Raw genomic sequence first — 20404 nt, 5'->3', positions numbered from 1 at the left:
TGCTCAATAATGCTATATATACCATTGGTCCTTTTGTGAAATGTAGAAATCTGTAAGTAAAATATATCCGAGATATCAGGATGATTATTATCGATTCAATTAAACACTTTAAATAACAAAAAAATGAAAAAAATTCTTCTGCCAATAATTGCGCTTTTATTGCTTAGTTTTAGTCTCTCAAGTTCTAAAATTACGGATCAGGAAAGAGTAATAGGAGCTCTTGAATTGACTAAAACACAAGTTCATATGCTGGAAACCCTTAACGGACTAAGTGAGGAACAGTTGAATTTCAAAAGTAGCTCTGAATCATGGTCCATTGCCGAATGTGTTGAACATCTGGCCATTTCCGAAAATGCCTTTGACCAAATGCTTCAGGAATCCTTAAAAACTCCTGCTGATCCGTCTAAGCGCGCAGATGTAAAAATGACTGATAAAGAGCTTATGGCATTAATTAGAAATCGTGATAACAAAGTAAAAACCTCTGAACCTTTTGAGCCATCCGGAAAATTCGGATCCTATGAAGAAAGCCTGAAAGCATTCCAATCAAAAAGAGTAGAACACATAGTCTATATGGAGACTACAGATGATGATTTGAGAAATCATTACGGGCAATTGCCTTTTGGCACCGTTGATGCCTTTCAAATACTTATGTTCATGTCTGGCCATACTGAACGACATGTAAGGCAAATGGAAGAAGTAAAGGCTGATAATAACTTTCCTAAATAATAATATTTTCGTCATATAAAAAAGGATAATTACTATGCCCTTTTTCCATTTTATTAGGAGAGGGCATACCCTTTTAAATGGTATTGCTTATTTTTAAAGCGATGACATTTCTGACCTTCATTCTTTTTACGAGCTTCGTTGCCTTATATGCTACCTGGAAACTTCGACGGGATAAATTAAATACCAAAGACGGTTATTTTCTGGGAGGAAGATCTCTTACAGGAGTGATTATAGCCGGATCATTGCTTTTGACTAATATTTCCACCGAACATCTTGTTGGAATGAATGGTTCAGCCTATAAAAATGGGGCCATCATAATAGCTTGGGAGGTTACCTCGGCTTTGGCGCTTGTAATTGCGGCTTTATATTTTGCACCTCGGTACCTAAAAATGGGTCTGACAACCATTCCTGAATTTTTGGAAAAACGATTTGATGGCCTTACCAGAACTCTGGTAGCACTATTGCTTATAATATCTTTTGTAGCCACTCTTTTGCCTATAGTACTTTATACCGGAGCATTAAATATAGAAGCTATATTTGAAATCTCAGAACTGCTTAATGTAAATCAGAAAGAAGGAATTTGGATAACTATACTAATTGTTGGAGGTATAGGTGCTCTTTATGCCATATTTGGCGGTCTTAAAATGGTTGCATATACAGACACCATAAACGGGTTTGGCCTCCTTCTGGCCGGTTTACTTGTTCCTATATTGGCACTTTGGAGTATTGGCGATGGAAATTTGGCAGAAGGAATAAGCAAAGTCTTTGAGAAAAACCCGGGTAAATTTAATGTTATAAGCCACGAAACGGGGGTTGGGCCAGGATCTCGGTCGGCCATATTGCCCTTTGAAGTAATCTTTACAGGTTTAATGATAAATCAGATCTATTTCTGGACCATGCACCAGTCAATTATTCAGAGGGTGCTCGGGGCTGTAAATCTTAAGGAGGCTCAAAAAGGATTGTTGTTTACAGGGCTGTTGAAAATCCTGGTTCCTTTGGTAATAGTGCTTCCAGGCCTTATTGGTTTCTACTATTTTGGGGAGGAATTTTATGACAATCCTGATAGTGTTTACCCTAATCTTGTGAAAATGGTATTACCAGACTGGTTAACAGGATTCTTTGTTGCAGTTATGATGGGGGCCATACTCACTACTTTTAACAGTGCTTTAAATAGTGCGGCCACAGTTTTCAGTCTGGGTATTTTTAAACGCTATATCCAAAAAAATGCCGGGGAAAAAAAACTAGTACGTATAGGCAAATGGACCTCAGCTATACTTGCGATCTTCGCCATTGGAATAGCTCCTTATGTAGCCAATGCCCCTGAAGGACTTTATCAATTATTGCAGCAACTTAACGGCATATTCTTTATCCCGATTGCAAGTGTTATTATAGCGGGATTTTTACTGCCAAATGTTTCCGCTACAGGAGCAAAAGCCGGCCTGTTCTTTGGTTTGCTATTTTATGTCATGAGTTACTTTATTCTGAAAGTTGATCTGCATTTTGTTCATATATGGGGAATTGAATTTGTACTAAATATTTGTGTGATGCTTTTAATATCACGGTTCTTTCCAAACAAGGAAACTTTTGTCATTAAAGATGCAGGAATATTAAACCTTAAACCGTGGAAATTTGCAGTGCCTTTTAGTCTGTTTTTAGTAATATTCACTATTATTTTGTACCTTTTACTTGGAAATGTTTAGTATGGAAAAGGTATTTAGAAATTATAATGCTATTGATGTAAATGCCGCAGTGCGAGGACATTATCGCAAAATGCGGGAAAAACAAACCTATGAATATGTTCTAGGAATGCATCAAAAATATCTGAAGTTTAATAAGCCCATGAACCTATGGGATGCTATGATACATTTAAATGACCTGATTGATGTAAGCGATCCTGATTTGGATCTACCTAACGTACAGCATCTTATTCAAAGTGCCGAGGCGATAAGAGAGGATAAGCGACCAGACTGGATGCAATTGGTTGGCCTGATACACGATTTAGGGAAAGTAATGTTTCTTTGGGGAAGTGATGAAGATGGAACAAGTCAGAATGAACAATGGGGAATGGTTGGTGATGTTTTTGTAGTTGGTTGTGCGCTGCCGGAATCTTGTGTATACCCCGAATTCAATCAGCTCAATGCGGATATGAAAGATTCCAGATATAATTCTGAATTAGGAATATATGAAGAGCATTGTGGTCTGGATAATCTTACTCTTGCATGGGGACATGATGAATATCTATTTCAGGTATTACAGCACCATAAAGGAAACCTAATCCCCGAAGCCGGAATGGCCATGATAAGGTATCATTCCTTCTACCCATGGCATAGCGGAGGAAGTTATACTACTCTACTTTGTGATAAAGACAAAGAATATTTAGGTTGGATAAGAGATTTCAATAAATATGATCTCTATACCAAATGTAATAAAACCTATGATCTGGAAGAGATTAAGGATTATTATTTACCCATAGCTGAAAAATACCTGGGAACAAGTCCAATTTACTGGTAGTGCCTGTGCTGAAAGAAAATGACCTCCAATAGCGTGTTAAATAACTTGACGACTTACGTTTTTATCATAATTACCGGTATTATTGGATTCTTCGCAAATATTAAAGCTCAAGCGAAATAAATTATGTTTTGAGTATGAAATCGACATATTTCAATGCAAAAGTTATCTGTCTTGAAAAATTTATCAGGCACTATTTTTCAAAAAACATTATGATATATTAACAATATAAGATGATCAAAATCATTAAATTAGAGTAAAATGGGTTATAATTTTGCAATTAATACTCATAAAAAAACCTAGATCATGAAAAATATATTATTTCGCAAATACAAAAATGTTCTTTTATCTACACTAACGGGAATTATTTTGTTAATGGCATTGCCTGCAACACTCCAGGCATCCACATTCTTCCAGGTTAGTCCTCAGGAAGATACATCATATAAACAGTTAAAAGGAGAGGTAGTTGACGGTCAGAATAACAAACCACTTGTATTTGCCACCTTAACCCTGGAAGGAAGTAATATTAGCACAATAACAAATACCGAGGGTAAATTTTTATTAAAAATCCCAAAAAGCATCAAACAGGGTAATATTATTGTAGCTTTTTTAGGATATAAAACTACCGTAATTCCTTTAGATCAATTGAAGGAAAATAATAATAAAATTGCCTTGGCTGTCTCAATCACTAAATTAGATGAAGTTGATGTTGTTATTCCTAAAAGTGCCCGTAATCTGGTAAAGGAGACACTGAGAAAAAAAGGAGAGAATTACTTTGGGGATCCCACGCTTATGACAGCATTTTACAGGGAAACTATTAAAAAACGAAAGAGAAATGTATCTCTTTCTGAGGCAGTGGTGAACATTTATAAATCTCCCTATTCCTCAGGGCAAAAAGATGCTGTACAACTCTATAAAGCCAGAAAAAGTACAGATTACAGCAAACTGGACACCTTGGCACTCAAACTACAGGGAGGGCCGTTTAATGCTCTTTATGTAGATATTATGAAGTATCCGGAATATATCTTTAATGAAGTTACCATGGAGGATTATGACTTTAGTTTTGAAAGAACAACAAGGATTAATGACAAATTGATTTACGTAATAAAATTTAAACAACGTCCTGGGATAATTGATCCTCTTTATATGGGAAATTTATATATCGACGCCGAAAACAAGATTCTTACCAGTGCCATTTATTCTTTAAATATTACAGATAAGGAAAAGGCTAGTAGGATGTTTGTTAGAAAAAAACCCCGCAATGCCAGAGTTTATCCCATGGAAATTGCCTATAGAGTGGATTATAGGGAAAAAAACGGAAAATGGTATTATGGATATAGTAACGTTCTTTTAGAGTTTAAAATCAACTGGGATAAAAAGCTTTTCAATTCCGTTTATAGTATGAGCGCAGAAATGGCGGTAACGGATTGGGAAAAAAATATTGATGGTCAGGTTCCTAAAGTTAAGGATCGATTAAAATCTTCCATTATTCTTAGTGAGGCTGCTGTTGGTTTTACAGATCCTGATTTCTGGGGAGAATACAATATCATAGAACCCGAAAAATCTATTGAATCTGCTATCAAGAAAATACAGCGACAGTTAAAAAAGTCTAAGATTGACGGGGGGGAATCAGAACCTTGAAAAAGGAATGAAAACTATTTTTTTAATCGGCCTCATTTGGGGCCGATTTGAGTTTTATGAAATAAGGAATAGCCTATATTGAAAGTACAATAATCCTGGGGTTATGAACAATTGTTTATAAAATAAGTTCATAAACTGTTGATTTTAAATTTCTTATAAAATTTGATTATTGCTCAAAAATGATGTATATTTATTTTATGGTTTAAGGGATGTGCCTGTCTAGGGTAAATCATTAAAATCATTATAGAGTTGACGTTCTGTATATTATTGTTTAGTCTTAAAATTAGATTAGGGTAATTTATTACCAGATTTTAACAAGAGATGAGCGTAACGAAGGAGAGCTGTAGTTTTCCAGAGGTATGTGGGTTTATTTACGTTAAATTTAGAACTTAGGTTTTATGTTTAAGATAGGTGAATTAAAACGATGAGAAGTAGCCTTCATGTGTTGCTTGGTTGAAAAATTAAGAACAAAGAAAGTTTCAAACGTTGATTTAGTTAGTCAAATGCAATCAATGGTTGCCGTACTGTACTCCGGTACAGAACAAAAAGTTTGCTAACTATTTCTAAAAAGCCATGTCAATGTACTTGTACAGTGATATGGCTTTTGTCTTTTATTATTTTCCCCTTACCTTTCTTTCACTTGATAAGCTAAATTAACTTAAAACTAAAGTTTAAAAAACGGTGGTTTTATGACCTGTTAAAATTGTATATTTGCTGCGCTTTAAACAAATTCACTTTAATTTATGCCCAGAATAATATACACTAAAACCGACGAGGCACCGGCTTTGGCAACCCAATCATTTTTACCCATTGTAAAGGCATTCACTAAAACGGCTGGTGTAACCATAGAAGTAAAGGACATCTCCCTGGCGAGTAGGATTTTGGCAACTTTTCCAGATTTTTTGGGCGAGAACCAACAAACCCCGGATGATCTGACTGAATTGGGTAATATGGCAAAAACTCCGGAAGCAAATATTATTAAACTGCCAAATATTAGTGCTTCAATTCCTCAGTTAAAAGAGGCAATTGAAGAACTTCAAAATAAAGGATATAAATTGCCGGATTTTCCGGATGAGCCAAAAACTGAAAAGGATTTTGAAATTAAATCCAGATATGACCGTATTAAGGGTAGTGCTGTAAACCCTGTATTACGTGAAGGCAATTCTGATAGGAGAGCTCCAGTACCCATAAAGAATTATGCTAAGAAAAATCCACATTCCATGGGTGCCTGGGATTCCAACTCAAAGACACATGTTGCAACAATGGAACATGGCGATTTTAAATCCAATGAAAAATCACTAACAATTGAAAAAGCCACTGATGTTAATATAGTTTTAAAGGCTACTGACGGTTCAGTAAAAACTTTAAAAGAAAAAATATCTTTGTTGAAAGGTGAGATTATTGATGCAACAGTATTGAGTAAAACAGCACTTCTTAATTTCCTAAAAGAACAACTGGTTGATGCAAAGGAAAAAGAAGTGCTCTTCTCAGTTCATCTGAAGGCAACAATGATGAAAGTTTCAGACCCGATTATTTTTGGTCATGTAATGGAAGTCTATTTTGCTGAAGTGTTTAGCAAGTATACAGAACTTTTTGAGGAAATTGGTATCAGTTCTAATGATGGCCTCGAAATGTTATTCGAAAAATTAGAAACCCTTCCCGAAAATAAAAGGACAGAAATTGAGGAAGATATAATGCAAGCTCTGCAAGATGGTCCTGATCTTGCTATGGTAAATTCAGAAAAAGGAATTACTAACCTCCATGTACCAAGCGACATCATTATTGATGCCTCTATGCCTGCTATGATTCGTACTTCGGGTCAAATGTGGAATACGGAAGGAAAACTCCAGGACACCAAAGCCATAATCCCTGACAGTAGCTACGCAGGTATTTATAAAGCTACCATAGATTTTTGCAAAAAGAACGGAGCTTTTGATCCCCGCACCATGGGAACTGTACCTAATGTTGGCCTTATGGCTCAGAAGGCAGAAGAATATGGCTCGCATGACAAAACCTTCGAAATTAAAAAGGATGGTTTTGTAAGTGTTATTGATAACCTCACCGGAGAAGAACTCTTAAAACATAAAGTTGAAACTGGTGATATATGGAGAATGTGTCAGGTTAAAGATGCCCCAATTCAGGATTGGGTCAAACTTGCTGTATCCAGGGCAAGAACTTCGGATACCCCTGCTGTATTCTGGCTGGATAAAGAGCGTGCTCATGATGCAGAACTGATTAAAAAAGTAAACAAATATCTTCCTGAAAGTGATACTTCAGGATTGGATATCAGAGTATTGTCGCCCGTAGAAGCTACAAATTTTACACTAAATCGGATTAAAGATGGCAAAGATACCATCTCGGTATCGGGGAATGTATTGAGAGACTATTTAACGGACCTGTTTCCTATTCTAGAAGTTGGAACAAGTGCTAAAATGCTTTCTATTGTACCACTAATGAATGGTGGTGGATTGTTTGAAACCGGAGCCGGAGGTTCTGCTCCAAAACATGTGGAGCAATTCCTTGAAGAAGGTCATCTGAGATGGGATTCATTAGGTGAATTTTTAGCACTTAGCGTATCTCTCGACTTTTATGGAAACAAAAATAATAATATCAAAGCTTTAGTTTTGGCCAAAGCACTGGATAAAGCCACTGAAGAATTTTTGGATAACGATAAATCGCCGTCAAGAAAAGTAGGTGAATTAGATACCAGAGGAAGTCATTTTTATTTAGGCTTATATTGGGCCAAGGCTCTTGCCAATCAGGAAGAAGATAATGATCTTAAAAATACTTTTACTAAACTGGGTAGTTCACTTGAAAAAAATTGCCAAAAAATTGTGGAAGAATTAATTGAGGTACAAGGAACCGCTCAGGATATTGGAGGTTATTATAAACCCGATCCCGTGCTTATAAACAGTGCCATGAGACCAAGTAAAACCTTAAATTCATTATTAGAGCATATATGATTATAATTCAGTAATAAGACTAAAGACCTCAACAAATTCCGTTGGGGTCTCTTTGATTTAAAATACTGTTAACAATGTTTTGATTTTAATCTTAATGCATATTTTAGCGGAAAATTGCTTTAATGTACCAACACTTACGACTGTTCGTAATAACCATCTTTTTTCTTTCCTCAATTTGTCTCTTTTCACAACAAAAGTTTACCATAAGTGGGACAATCACAGAAGCCTCGAGCAATGAAACTTTAATTGGGGTAACTTTACTGGTCCCTGAAATAAATACCGGTGTTACTACAAATGATTATGGTTTTTACTCATTAACCCTTCCAGAAGGGGATTATCAAATTAGACTGAGTTATTTAGGATATCAGGACATCGTACAAACCATATCGCTAACCCAGGATCTCAGATTAAATTTTGGAATGTTTGAAGAGGTTGAACAATTAGATGAAGTTGTGGTAACTGAAGATGTAGAAAAAATTAATATTCGCAAGCCTCAAATGAGTGTGAATACGCTTTCTGTGCAAACTATAAAGAAAATTCCGGTGATTTTGGGTGAGGCAGATGTAATAAAATCTCTGCTTCTTTTGCCAGGGGTTACCAGCGCGGGTGAGGCTTCTTCAGGATTTAACGTACGGGGCGGCGCAGCCGATCAGAATTTAATACTACTGGACGAAGCTACTATTTTTAACTCCTCCCATTTGTTTGGTTTTTTCTCTGTCTTTAATCCTGATGCTATAAAAGATGTAAAATTATTTAAAGGTGGTATTCCGTCCAGATATGGTGGCCGTGTTTCTTCTGTCCTTGAAATATTTCAAAAAGAGGGAAATAGTAATAAGTTTCATATGACCGGAGGTATCGGCGCGGTAGCCAGCAGATTACTGGCAGAAGGACCAATTGTAAAAGACAAGGCCGCCTTTTTAATTGGTGGCAGAGCCTCTTACGCGCATCTGTTTCTTCCCATTTTCGATGTTGCGAATAAAGCATATTTCTATGATCTTAATGCTAAACTTAATTATAAAATAAATGAAAGGAATAACATCTATCTTTCTGGTTATTTTGGGCGAGATGTTTTTAGCGTTTCAGATAGTTTTATAAACACATATGGTAATGGCGTAGTTAACTTTCGCTGGAATCACCTTTTCTCCAATAAATTATTTTCCAACCTCTCTCTGATTTACTCAGATTATTATTACGGTTTGGAACTTGATTTTGTTGGATTTAAATGGAATTCCGGTATTCAGAATTTTAATGTCAAGTATGACCTTAAACACTATCTGAGCGAAAAACTACGACTCAATTACGGAATAAATAATATCTACTATAAATTCAATCCGGGAAAAATAGTTCCAAACAGCCCCGAATCTGGAATTGTTGAAGAACAACTAATTGAAAAATATGCCAATGAATTTGCTGCATATATAGATGTAGAACATAGTGTGACCGAGGACTTAAGTTTGGAATATGGTTTAAGGTTTAGTTATTTTATGAGACTGGGGCAAGAAGAATTAAACGTTTATGAAAATAATAATCCTGTAATTTTTGACCCATTTCTACTTATCTATCGGGAAGCAGAACCAATTGGAACCATAAATCCAGACAGAGGGGAAACTCTGGCCTCGTTTGCAAATTTAGAACCGCGGATTTCATTGGCATATACTCTGAACTCTGATAATTCGTTTAAAGCCAGCTATACAAGATTAGCACAATACCTTCACTTATTATCTAATACCAGTTCACCTACACCTTTGGATGTATGGACACCTAGTGGTCCTTTTATTAAACCCCAGCTGCTGGATCAATATGCACTTGGATATTTCAGAAACATAAAAAACGGTGATTATTCATTTGAGACAGAAGTCTTCTATAAAGACATACAGAATAGAATAGATTATATAGACGGGGCGAATTTAATTGCCAATAATGCTATTGAACAGGTAATTTTAAATGGTACAGCCCGGGCATATGGCCTTGAATTGTTGTTTAGAAAAAACCTGGGGAAGTTTCAGGGTTGGCTTGCATATACATTATCACGGTCAGAACAAAGGACTCCGGGAAGACCTCCTGTTGAAGACAATGGCAGATCTAATAGGGAAACAGGCATTAATCTGGGACAGTGGTATAGTACTCCATATGATAAAACACATGATATTTCGGTGTACGGAAGTTACACACTCAATAAGAAATGGACTTTCAATAGCAATTTTATTTATCAAACCGGACAGCCTACTAATTATCCTATAGGGCAGTTTGAGTTTCAGGGAATTGTTGTGCCCTATTATGGATTACGCAACCAGGAACGTTTGCCAGACTACCACAGACTGGATATATCTGCTACGCTGACTCCAAAGAAAAATGAAGGGAGAAAATGGAAGTCCGAATGGGTGTTCAGTATTTACAATGTATATAATCGGATGAACGCGGCGTCCATTAATTTCAGGGAAAATCAGGATACCGGCGTCAATGAGGCTGTACGTACTTCTATTTTTGGAATTGTACCATCAGTAACCTATAATTTTAAATTTTAATCTGTACTATGAAAAAATATATCTTTCTCCTGGCGATTTTGGCACTAAACGTTTCATGTGAAGAGGTTATAGAAGTCGAAGTTCCCAATGAGGAACCAAGGCTGGTAGTGGATGGACTGATACGGGTCGATATAGATGAACCTTATATACCTGTGGAAGTTAAATTATCTTTGAGCAGTGATTTTTTTAATAATAATACGCCAACCTCGGCAGAAAGTGTATTGATCCAATATGATGAATATGAAGATGGAACAATCATTAATTCATTTTTCTCGAATTTAGCGGAATTAGAGCCCGGATCGGGCATTTACACACCTGATCCTAATTTCTCCTCGGATCAAAGAATACCTACCAGCATCTTAGATAGGAATTTAGTTTTTAACCTATTAATCAGGCATGAGGGCAGGCTATATCTTGCGACTACAGAATATGTGCCAGCAGTCCCAATAGATTCATTAATTCAAGGAGATGGAACACTTTTCAATGATGATGAAACAGAAATAATAATAACGTTTACCGATGATCCTGACAGAGATAGTTTTTATCTCTTCGATTTTAGTTTTAGCGAATTTCTGGTCACAGAAGATGAGTTTTACAAAGGACAGCAATTTAGTTTTTCATACTTCTATGACCAAATTTTTGAACCTAATACGGAAATAGAGATCGGACTAATGGGGGCAGATCAAACTTTTTTTAACTATATGGATCTCCTGATTGAGCAAACCACTAATGATGCCGGTATTTTTTCCACCCCGGTAGCCACCGTTCGGGGGAATGTATTTGATATAACAGATATTGATAATATGGATTTATTTGATAATGTTGAGCAGCCCAATGTATTTCCATTAGGGTATTTTGCCATAGTTCAGGAATATAAGGATACCCTGGTTATCCAATAATGTAATCATTTTTTAATCATAGCATGGTAGTTAGCTATATATCCAATAGTAGTCCTTATCTTTTAATTTGATTCTTAAGAAACTTGGCTATGGCCAGTTCAATTAATCCAGACGCGTTATCTATACTATAGGAAAGTGGCATAGAAGTATCCCGTATTTCTATGACCTCAACATACCCCATTTCTTCTAAGTGTTTTGCATTTACCTCTGATACTCCACAAATTACAATGATCGGGATATTGTAACTTTTACCCAATTGACAAACCCCATGTATTAATTTCCCTCTTAAGGTCTGTTCGTCAATTTTGCCTTCTCCCGTAATAATAAAATCTATAGTAGTGGATTTTAAAATTTTATGAATTCCAGCTAGCTCGAATATAAAATTGGTGCCACTTATGAAATCTGCATTTAAAAACGTCTTTAAACCATAAGCCGCACCGCCGGCAGCTCCGGATCCGGGTATATCAGCATAGTCCTTTCCCATTTCCTTTTTGACAGTCGCATGCAAGTGTTTCAATCCTTTATCCAACAATTCTATGTCTTCTTTATTCGCACCTTTTTGGGCCGAATAAACGTAAGCTGCCCCTGTTGGCCCAAATAATGGATTGTCTACATCGTTCACAGCATAAATCTCCAAATTTTTATAATCTTTTAGGAATTCGGAAGGGTTTATAGTATTAATCTTAGATATATTTCCTCCTATCGGTTTCAGTAAATTTCCAAATTCATCCTGGAATGAAAATCCAAGCGCCGCTGCTATACCTAGACCTGCGTCGTTAGTTGCACTACCTCCCAAACCGATATATATTTTTTTTGCCCCTTTTAAAACTGCTTCTTTAATTTGAATCCCTGTACCAATTGTTGAGGTTTGCAAAGGGTCACGTTCCTCATTTCTCAATAATTCCAGTCCGGAGGCTTTAGCAAGTTCTATATATGCCTCTGCTGTTTGTTTGTTTAATAAATATTCGGTATTTATTTTTCTTCCTAAAGGGTCTAAGGTATTAACTTTAATGGTTTCTAATTGCATATAATGTCTTACTGAATCAAGAAAACCATCTCCCCCATCGGAAGCTGTAACCTTGTACATCTCCGCTTTGGGGAAAATAGAAGAAACTCCCCTCCCAATTGCGGCTATCACCTGTTTCGCGCTAAGAGATCCCTTAAATTTATCGGGGACCAGTAGAAAATTCATATGTTTTATTTAATGAAGATTTAAATAATTCCAATGGAAAATCTAATCTTAATTTTGGTTGATTCCTGAAATGTACATATCTGTTTATTCAACCCTTTTTGTATAAATATAGCGCAATATTCTTATTTTTAACCAGATCAATCTGGTATAGGCCAAATATGAAAACGAACAAAGAATTAATTATTAAAGGAATAAAATACCTTGCCTATACACTTGTACTTATGTTTACTGCACCTATTGTATTGTATCAGGCATTCAAAAATACCGAACATTCATTTTACCTTCCTGTACTCGTCGTTGGTTTCATTCTGGCCATTGGCGCCATAGCTATGGGTTTTTATAGTATTAAAATACTGATGGAAGGTATTTTTACCAGTAATAAATAGTCAATCAACAAAATATTAGGATTTTTAAATCTAATGAAAATCAATTAAGGATATTTTGCCTTCATATTCCTAAGATGCTATCTTTGCAAACTTAAATCCTCATACCAGCATATGATTAAAATAACACTCCCAGACGGGTCAGTTAAAGAGTATGAAAAAGGCACTACTCCTTTAGATGTTGCTAAAAGCATTAGTGAAGGTTTGGCCAGGAATGTTATTTCCGCAAAATTCAATGACACAGTGGTGGAAATGGTTTCATCTTTGAATGAGGATGGTAAACTTGTCCTTTATACCTGGAGCAATACGGAAGGCAAAAAAGCATTTTGGCACTCTTCCTCACATATAATAGCCCAGGCCCTGGAGGAGTTATACCCGGGAATCAAACTTACTATTGGCCCTGCTATTGAAAATGGGTTTTATTACGATGTCGATTTTGGAGAGCAATCAATTTCTGAAAAAGATTTTCCGGCTATTGAACAAAAAGCTTTGGAAATTGCCCGTGGAAAACACGAATTTAAAATGCGTTCAGTTTCCAAGAAGGATGCGTTGCAATTTTATAAAGACCAGAGTAATGAATACAAGGTAGAGCTAATTGAAAATCTTGAGGATGGCAGCATTACATTTTGTGATCATGATACTTTTACCGATTTATGCAGGGGAGGTCATATCCCAAATACGGGCATCGTTAAGGCGATTAAAATAATGAATGTTGCAGGAGCCTATTGGCGGGGCGATGAGAATAAAACGCAACTCACACGTGTTTACGGCATTTCTTTTCCTAAGCAAAAAGAACTAACAGAATATCTGGAATTACTTGAAGAAGCCAAGAAAAGAGATCATAGGAAGTTAGGTAAAGAATTGGAATTATTTACATTTTCTAAAAAAGTAGGACAAGGTTTGCCTCTTTGGCTTCCAAAGGGTGCTGCTTTGCGAGAACGTCTTGAAAACTTCCTAAAGAAAGCTCAAAAAAAGGCTGGTTACGAAATGGTAATTACTCCACATATTGGGCAAAAAGACTTGTATGTTACTTCCGGGCATTATGATAAATATGGAGAAGATAGTTTTCAACCAATTCATACCCCTAAGGAAGATGAGGAATTTTTGTTGAAACCAATGAATTGTCCCCACCATTGCGAAATATTTAATTCTAAACCGTTGAGCTATAGGGAACTCCCAAAACGTTTTGCTGAATTTGGCACGGTTTATCGTTACGAACAAAGTGGCGAACTTCACGGACTTACACGGGTAAGGGGTTTCACTCAGGATGATGCGCATATATTTTGCACGCCAGATCAGTTACATCAGGAATTTATTAATGTGATTGACCTTTCACTCTATGTTTTAGGCTCATTAGGCTTAGAAAATTTTACCGCTCAGGTATCCCTAAGAGATCCGGAAAAGCCTGAAAAATATATTGGTTCGCTAGAAAACTGGGATAAAGCGGAAAAAGCGATCATTAACGCCGCTGAAGAAAAAAACTTGGATTTTGTAATTGAAAAAGGTGAAGCCGCTTTTTACGGTCCTAAATTAGATTTTATGGTCAGAGATGCCCTTGGAAGAAACTGGCAATTAGGCACAATTCAAGTGGATTACAATCTTCCAGAGCGCTTTGAACTTACTTATAAAGGCAGTGACAATGAGGCACACAGACCTGTTATGATTCACAGGGCTCCTTTTGGCAGCATGGAACGATTTGTAGCATTGTTACTCGAACATACCGGAGGAAATTTTCCATTATGGCTCACACCAGATCAGGCTATTATTCTGCCGGTAAGTGAGAAACATGAAAAATATGCGGAAAAAGTTTTAAATTCATTGGAAAATGACGAAATTCGCGCGCTCGTTGATGTTAGGAACGAGACTGTAGGGAAGAAAATACGGGAGGCGGAAATGAATAAAATACCATTTATGCTTATCGTAGGTGAAAATGAAGAGGAACAAAATACAATTTCGGTCCGTAAGCACGGGGGTGAAGACTTGGGTATGCTTAGTCTAAAAGAATTTGCAAACTTGGTCGAAAAGGAAATAAGTAGTACATTAAAGTCGTTTTAAGAATAATAAAGTTTAATTAAATATATAAGCCATAGCAATACGAAGAAGATTTAGGCCCCAACCTAGGAGGGAAAACAAGAATCCTCATAATATTAATGAAAAAATTTCATCACCAAGTGTTCGCTTGGTAGGTGATAATGTTGAAGTGGGAGTATATCCCATTGCTAAAGCAATTTCTCTGTCTGAAGAACAGGGTCTGGATTTGGTGGAAATTTCCCCTAAAGCGGATCCACCGGTATGTAAGATAATAGATTACAAGAAATTCCTTTACGAGCAAAAAAAGCGAGAAAAGGTAATGAAGGCGAAAGCCACCAAAGTAATCGTGAAAGAAATTAGATTTGGCCCCAATACGGATGATCACGATTATGAATTTAAAAAGAAACATGCCGAAAAGTTTCTTAAGGACGGTGCTAAATTAAAGGCCTATGTTTTTTTTAAAGGAAGATCTATAGTTTATAAGGACAAGGGTGAAATACTCTTGTTGAGGCTAGCGCAGGAATTGGAAGAATATGGCAAGGTGGAGCAGATGCCTAGACTTGAAGGAAAGCGAATGACAATGTTCATAGCTCCTAAGACAAAAAAATAAGAAAGAAAAGAAGCGAGATTAATAAACAAATAGGAAGAAAATGCCTAAGATGAAAACAAAATCCAGTGCCAAAAAGCGGTTTAAGCTTACAGGGTCTGGTAAAATTAAAAGAAAGCACGCTTTTAAGAGTCACATTTTGACAAAGAAATCTAAAAAGCGCAAGCTAAAGCTAACGCATGCGACATTAGTACATGACTCTGATGTTGCGAATATAAAGGGACAATTAGGTTTAAAATAAATTGTCCTTTAGGTAATTAGTATTAACCGTGGAGTTGGGCTTATAAAAGTGTTTTTAGAATAATTCTTTGAACCGCCTACTACAAAAAATGTAAAAAAATGCCAAGATCAGTAAATTCAGTCGCTTCCAGAGCCAGAAGAAAAAAGGTGATGAAGCAAGCCAAAGGCTACTTTGGAAGACGTAAAAACGTCTGGACAGTAGCCAAAAATGCGGTGGAAAAAGCAATGGTATACGCTTATAGAGACCGAAGAAATAAGAAAAGGAATTTCCGTGCACTATGGATCACGCGTATAAATGCAGGTGCAAGATTACATGGAATGACTTATTCACAATTTATGGGTAAAGTAAAAGCCAATAAAATAGAACTTAATAGAAAAGTACTGGCAGATTTGGCCATGAACCACCCAGATACCTTTAAAGCCATTGTAGATAAGGTAAAATAGTAAAAAGAATTCTCGCTTTAAAGCCCTGACTAAAACCGTCAGGGCTTTTTTTATACTATATACAAAAAGTTAACTGCCAAAACAGCTGAGGATCAAACTACGACCCGAAGCGTTATTTCTGTGTTCACATAAATATACCCCTTGCCAAATGCCAAGATTTAGCTTTCCTCTGCTAATCGGAATTTGAATTGATGACCCCATTAGAGAAGCTTTTATATGTGCAGGCATATCATCTGAACCTTCATAGGTATGCACATAATATGGCGCATCTTCCGGTACCATGATATTCATATGTGCTTCAAAATCTGAACGCACCGTGGGGTCAGCATTTTCATTAATAGTTAAACTTGCAGATGTATGCTTTATGAACACATTCAGGATCCCTATCTTAATCCCTTGTAATTCCGGAAAACTTTCTTTAATAATCTCCGTAATTAAATGAAATCCTCGCTTATAGGGTTTTAACCGTATTTCTTTTTGATAAATATTCATCTCAATATAATATGTTAGTGTAAAACTTTATGAAATTTACTAGTAATTTAAACATAAAAAATACCTTTGCGCTCAATAACCGGAGATATGAATTTATCGGCAATTAAAATGGTAGTTACAGATATGGATGGAACGCTTTTAAATTCCAGACATGAAGTGAGTCAGCATTTTTTTGAATTATATGAGGAATTGAAAAAAAAGGAAATCCTTTTTGTGGCAGCCAGTGGCCGTCAATACAACAGTATTGCCGAAAAACTAAGTCAAATACAAAGTGAAATAATTATCATCGCGGAGAATGGTGGATTGGCTATACACAATGACCAGGAACTGATTTCAACTCCCTTGGATTCAATTTCAAAAAATACAATTCTGGGGATTTTGGGTCAGATTGACGGTGCGTTCCCCGTATTATGTGCCAAACATAACGCATATATACATGGTGACTCTCCAAAATTTATCGATACTCTTAAAGAATACTATACCAAATATGCAATTTTAGAAGATTTGCAAAAGTTTGATGACGAAATAATGAAGATTGCTGTATATCACTATGGGGGCTCGGAAAAATATATATATCCGCTTGTAAAACACCTGGAAGGGCAACTTAAAGTCAAAGTCTCCGGAGAAAACTGGGTAGATTTATCTCATATAAATGCGCATAAAGGTTTTGCATTAAAGAAGATACAGGAGCAACACGGCATTGGTCCTGAAGAAACTCTGGTATTTGGAGACTACAATAACGACCTGGAAATGCTTGCCCGGGCCAAATACAGTTTTGCTATGGCTAATTCGCACCCAAATGTTTTAAAAGCAGCAAATTACATCACCTTGAGCAATGATGAATTTGGGGTAGAGCATATCCTGAAAAAACTAATAAAGGATAAAAATTAGGTCTTTTGTTTCTTCTTGCGTGCTGCCGGAAACAGAACATTGTTTAAAATAAGTCGGTAGCCTGGGGAATTTGGATGAAGTTCCAATTCAGTTTTAGGATCCCCTACCCTATGCTGGTAATCTTCCGGATCATGTCCTCCATAGAAAGTGAAAAATCCTTTACCCTTTATACCATGAATATAACGTGCCTCTCCATTAATTTTATTTTCCCCTAAAACGAGAACAGTTGCCTTAACTTCATCTCTGGCAAATGCCGTTGTCTGTCCCATAAAACCTTTAACTAAGGAGGTATGATTCTGGCATAACATAGTTGGAACAGGGTCCCATTTTGCCGAAAAATCCATCAAGCTAAAATAATCAGTTTCCTTTGCAACATTGCTCCGTTTACTGGTCATATCAATAGATGAAAATTCATAGCGTAATGGGTTTCTTTCTAATGTAAAATTAGTAAAGGCAAAGGTCTTTTTTAAATCCAGCTTGCTTTGATAATCAGCATCTGATGGATCCCCATCAAACATAGGTTCGCAAATATCAACTCCATCCGCAGCGAGAGCAATATCGAAACTATCCGTTGCAGAGCACATCGCGAACATAAATCCTCCCCCTATTACATAATTTCTTATTTTAAGTACAACCGCTCTTTTCTCTTCTGAAACCTTACTGAATCCAAGTTTTGCCGCTAAGGCCTCAGCTTCTTGTTTCCCTTCAATATACCATGGAGCTGCTCTGTAAGCCCCATAAAATTTGCCGTATTGCCCTGTAAAATCTTCATGATGTAAATGAAGCCAATCATATAAAACAAGTTTATTATCAAGCACTTCGTCGTCATAAATAGTGATATAAGGAATTTCAGCATAAGTCAATGCCATGGTTACTGCATCATCCCACGGCTGATTATTCTTGGGTGAATAGACCGCTATTTTTGGTGCTTTCTCGAGAATCACCGCTTCCTGATTCTTAGACGGACTACTTATCCCATCCAGAATTGATTGCGTCTGTCCGTCCGACAAGATTTCATAGGTAACACCCCTAATCTGGCACTCTTTCCTGATATTTTCGCCATCAGGTAATAAAAATGAACCTCCCCTGTAGTTGAGTAACCATTGTACTTTTTGTTGTTTGGTTAATACCCAGTAAGTAATACCGTAGGCCTTTAAATGGTTTTCCTGACTTTCCGCATCCATTGGTATTAGAATTGTAGAAGCGCTGGATTGAAAGGAAGTCAAAAAAAGAAATAGAATTATAATCAGAAAGGTAGTAGTGGCAGGCTTTCTAAATTGGGGTAAGCAGGTTTTAAAAAGGTACATCATTGTCATCCGGGTCTAAATCGGGATCCTCATTCATAGTACTTCCAAAAGCCTCTTCGGCGTTGGGAAGGTTTTTTGTAATGAATGGATTATCCCCATCTATATTCATCTTTGACTGAAACTCAAATGGCGAATCAAAGTCATCCAAGTTATCAAATTTACCCAGTTGTGCAATGAACTTTAACCTAATATTATCTAAACCACCATTCCTGTGTTTAGCTACTATAAACTCCGCCTGTCCTTGAGTAGGTGTTCGTTCCTCATCATCCCACTCATCAATTTTATAATATTCGGGGCGATAAATGAAAGAAACGATATCCGCATCCTGTTCAATAGCACCAGATTCCCGTAGATCCGACAATATAGGTCTTTTACTACCCCCACGCGTTTCCACTGCCCTTGACAGCTGAGACAAGGCAATTACCGGAACATTTAATTCTTTTGCCAGTGCCTTTAAATTTCTCGAAATAGTCGAAATTTCCTGTTCTCTATTTCCACCTTTTTGGCTGCCACCCGCTGTCATTAGTTGCAAATAATCAAGAACTATTAGTTTAATATTATGTTGTGATGCTAATCTTCTCGCTTTTGCCCTAAGATCAAAAATGGATAGTGAGGGCGTATCGTCTATAAATAAGGGAGCTTTTTCAAGTGCTTTTACTTTTACATTTAATTGTTCCCATTCATGTTTTTCCAGTCTTCCCGTTCTAAGTTTATCGGATGGCAAACCGGTTTCTGAGGATATCAGCCTGGTAATTAATTGAACCGAAGACATCTCCAAAGAGAAAAAGGCTACAGGGATATTGGAGTTGACAGCCATATTTCTAGCCATTGACAGAGTGAGCGCAGTTTTACCCATACCCGGTCTAGCAGCTATAATTATCAAATCACTTGGCTGCCATCCAGAGGTAAGTTTGTCTACCTTATCAAAACCGGAAGGAGTTCCGCTTAAACCATCTTTATTTGATATTTCTTCAATTTTCTTTTTTGCCTGAATCACCAGGTTTTGAGCTGTTTCAGCAGAGCGCTTTAAATTCCCCTGGGTAACTTCATATAATTTTGCTTCCGCGTTGTCTAAAAGGTCAAAAACATCGGTAGAATCTGTATAAGCGTCCTCAATAATTTCACTTGAAATCTTAATTAGGCTACGCTGAATATATTTTTGAAGAATAATCCTTGCATGGAACTCAATATGTGCAGATGAAGCTACTTTTTGAGTCAATTTTATTAAATAAAAATCTCCCCCCACGGCCTCAAGTCGCTCATCCTTCCGTAGTTGGCTAGAAACGGTTAATAAATCCACCGGTTCTGAACTTTCGAACAATTTAAAGATAGATTCGTATATATAGCGATGTGCATCTTTATAAAATGCATCAGGATGTAAAATATCAATAACCTCATCCACACCTTTCTTATCAATCATCATTGCGCCAAGCACAACCTCCTCTAAATCAACAGCTTGAGGAGGTATTTTACCCTTCTCAAGGTTGATGATTGCCGGCTTGCCTATTTTATGACCAATAATTGGACTAGGTTTTTCCATGGGTGTAAAAGTATG

The 20404-nt window shown here is 36.7% G+C and carries 17 protein-coding genes; 13 read left to right on the top strand and 4 right to left on the bottom strand.

The window, feature by feature from the left end:
• The first annotated feature begins 123 nt into the window (after nt 1-123).
• The 7 genes from ABJH90_RS00700 (at nt 124) to ABJH90_RS00670 (ending at nt 11262) form a co-directional block, all read left to right on the top strand.
• The gene (locus tag ABJH90_RS00700; RefSeq protein WP_348139651.1) at nt 124-726 is read left to right on the top strand and encodes a DinB family protein; all 603 of its coding nucleotides are present in this window, start codon (nt 124-126) and stop codon (nt 724-726) included.
• 77 nt (nt 727-803) lie between these two features.
• Nucleotides 804-2426: a solute:sodium symporter family transporter gene (locus ABJH90_RS00695; RefSeq protein WP_348139649.1), complete on the top strand. Its 1623-nt coding sequence runs from the start codon at nt 804-806 to the stop codon at nt 2424-2426.
• Between the two features lies 1 nt (nt 2427).
• Nucleotides 2428-3237 carry an inositol oxygenase family protein gene (locus ABJH90_RS00690; RefSeq protein ID WP_348139647.1) on the top strand — a complete coding sequence of 270 codons (810 nt, stop codon included), beginning with the start codon at nt 2428-2430 and terminating at the stop codon, nt 3235-3237.
• A gap of 300 nt (nt 3238-3537) precedes the next feature.
• Nucleotides 3538-4875, top strand: a complete 1338-nt coding sequence (locus ABJH90_RS00685) for a carboxypeptidase-like regulatory domain-containing protein (RefSeq protein WP_348139718.1) — start codon at nt 3538-3540, stop codon at nt 4873-4875.
• Nucleotides 4876-5618: 743 nt separating this feature from the next.
• Complete coding sequence (locus ABJH90_RS00680) at nt 5619-7838, top strand: NADP-dependent isocitrate dehydrogenase (RefSeq protein ID WP_348139645.1); 2220 nt, start codon at nt 5619-5621, stop codon at nt 7836-7838.
• 122 nt (nt 7839-7960) lie between these two features.
• Nucleotides 7961-10363 carry a TonB-dependent receptor gene (locus ABJH90_RS00675; protein ID WP_348139643.1) on the top strand — a complete coding sequence of 801 codons (2403 nt, stop codon included), beginning with the start codon at nt 7961-7963 and terminating at the stop codon, nt 10361-10363.
• Nucleotides 10364-10371: 8 nt separating this feature from the next.
• The gene (locus ABJH90_RS00670; RefSeq protein WP_348139641.1) at nt 10372-11262 is read left to right on the top strand and encodes a DUF4249 family protein; all 891 of its coding nucleotides are present in this window, start codon (nt 10372-10374) and stop codon (nt 11260-11262) included.
• Between the two features lie 55 nt (nt 11263-11317).
• Here the strand turns inward: ABJH90_RS00670 and ABJH90_RS00665 are convergent, their stop codons facing one another.
• Nucleotides 11318-12454 carry a glycerate kinase gene (locus tag ABJH90_RS00665; protein ID WP_348139639.1) on the bottom strand — a complete coding sequence of 379 codons (1137 nt, stop codon included), beginning with the start codon at nt 12452-12454 and terminating at the stop codon, nt 11318-11320.
• Nucleotides 12455-12612: 158 nt separating this feature from the next.
• Here ABJH90_RS00665 and ABJH90_RS00660 point away from each other — a divergent pair, with 158 nt between their 5' ends.
• The 5 genes from ABJH90_RS00660 to rplT all read left to right on the top strand — a co-directional run bounded on the left by ABJH90_RS00660 (nt 12613) and on the right by rplT (nt 16159).
• Nucleotides 12613-12840: a DUF6095 family protein gene (locus ABJH90_RS00660; protein WP_348139637.1), complete on the top strand. Its 228-nt coding sequence runs from the start codon at nt 12613-12615 to the stop codon at nt 12838-12840.
• 111 nt (nt 12841-12951) lie between these two features.
• Nucleotides 12952-14892, top strand: a complete 1941-nt coding sequence (thrS, locus tag ABJH90_RS00655; protein ID WP_348139635.1) for a threonine--tRNA ligase — start codon at nt 12952-12954, stop codon at nt 14890-14892.
• A 37-nt stretch (nt 14893-14929) separates the two neighbouring features.
• Nucleotides 14930-15478, top strand: a complete 549-nt coding sequence (gene infC, locus ABJH90_RS00650; RefSeq protein ID WP_348139717.1) for a translation initiation factor IF-3 — start codon at nt 14930-14932, stop codon at nt 15476-15478.
• A 40-nt stretch (nt 15479-15518) separates the two neighbouring features.
• Nucleotides 15519-15716, top strand: coding sequence for a 50S ribosomal protein L35 (gene rpmI, locus ABJH90_RS00645; RefSeq protein WP_348139633.1), 198 nt, complete (start codon nt 15519-15521; stop codon nt 15714-15716).
• A 98-nt stretch (nt 15717-15814) separates the two neighbouring features.
• Nucleotides 15815-16159, top strand: a complete 345-nt coding sequence (gene rplT, locus ABJH90_RS00640; RefSeq protein ID WP_348139631.1) for a 50S ribosomal protein L20 — start codon at nt 15815-15817, stop codon at nt 16157-16159.
• Nucleotides 16160-16228: 69 nt separating this feature from the next.
• On the opposite strand, the gene ABJH90_RS00635 is transcribed toward rplT, so the two are convergent.
• Nucleotides 16229-16651 (bottom strand): secondary thiamine-phosphate synthase enzyme YjbQ, encoded by a 423-nt coding sequence (locus ABJH90_RS00635; protein ID WP_348139629.1) that lies wholly within the window; start codon nt 16649-16651, stop codon nt 16229-16231.
• Nucleotides 16652-16738: 87 nt separating this feature from the next.
• Between ABJH90_RS00635 and ABJH90_RS00630 the strand changes: the two genes are divergently transcribed.
• A complete protein-coding gene (locus ABJH90_RS00630; protein ID WP_348139716.1) occupies nt 16739-17542 on the top strand; it encodes an HAD family hydrolase in 804 nt (267 codons plus the stop codon).
• Here ABJH90_RS00630 and ABJH90_RS00625 read toward each other — a convergent pair.
• Both ABJH90_RS00625 and dnaB read right to left on the bottom strand, forming a co-directional pair.
• On the bottom strand, nt 17539-18849 hold the full coding sequence (locus ABJH90_RS00625; RefSeq protein WP_348139715.1) for an asparagine synthetase B: 1311 nt from the start codon (nt 18847-18849) through the stop codon (nt 17539-17541). The two genes, ABJH90_RS00630 and ABJH90_RS00625, sit on opposite strands and share 4 nt — an antisense overlap.
• The gene (gene dnaB, locus ABJH90_RS00620) at nt 18836-20389 is read right to left on the bottom strand and encodes a replicative DNA helicase (RefSeq protein WP_348139627.1); all 1554 of its coding nucleotides are present in this window, start codon (nt 20387-20389) and stop codon (nt 18836-18838) included. The genes ABJH90_RS00625 and dnaB overlap by 14 nt, the downstream gene beginning before the upstream one ends.
• Nucleotides 20390-20404: the final 15 nt, after the last annotated feature.

The sequence above is a fragment of the Eudoraea sp. genome, assembly GCF_039969275.1.
Lineage (GTDB): Bacteria > Bacteroidota > Bacteroidia > Flavobacteriales > Flavobacteriaceae > Eudoraea.
Note: the sequence above shows the minus strand (reverse complement) of the source record. Positions and strands in the feature narration are given on the sequence as shown.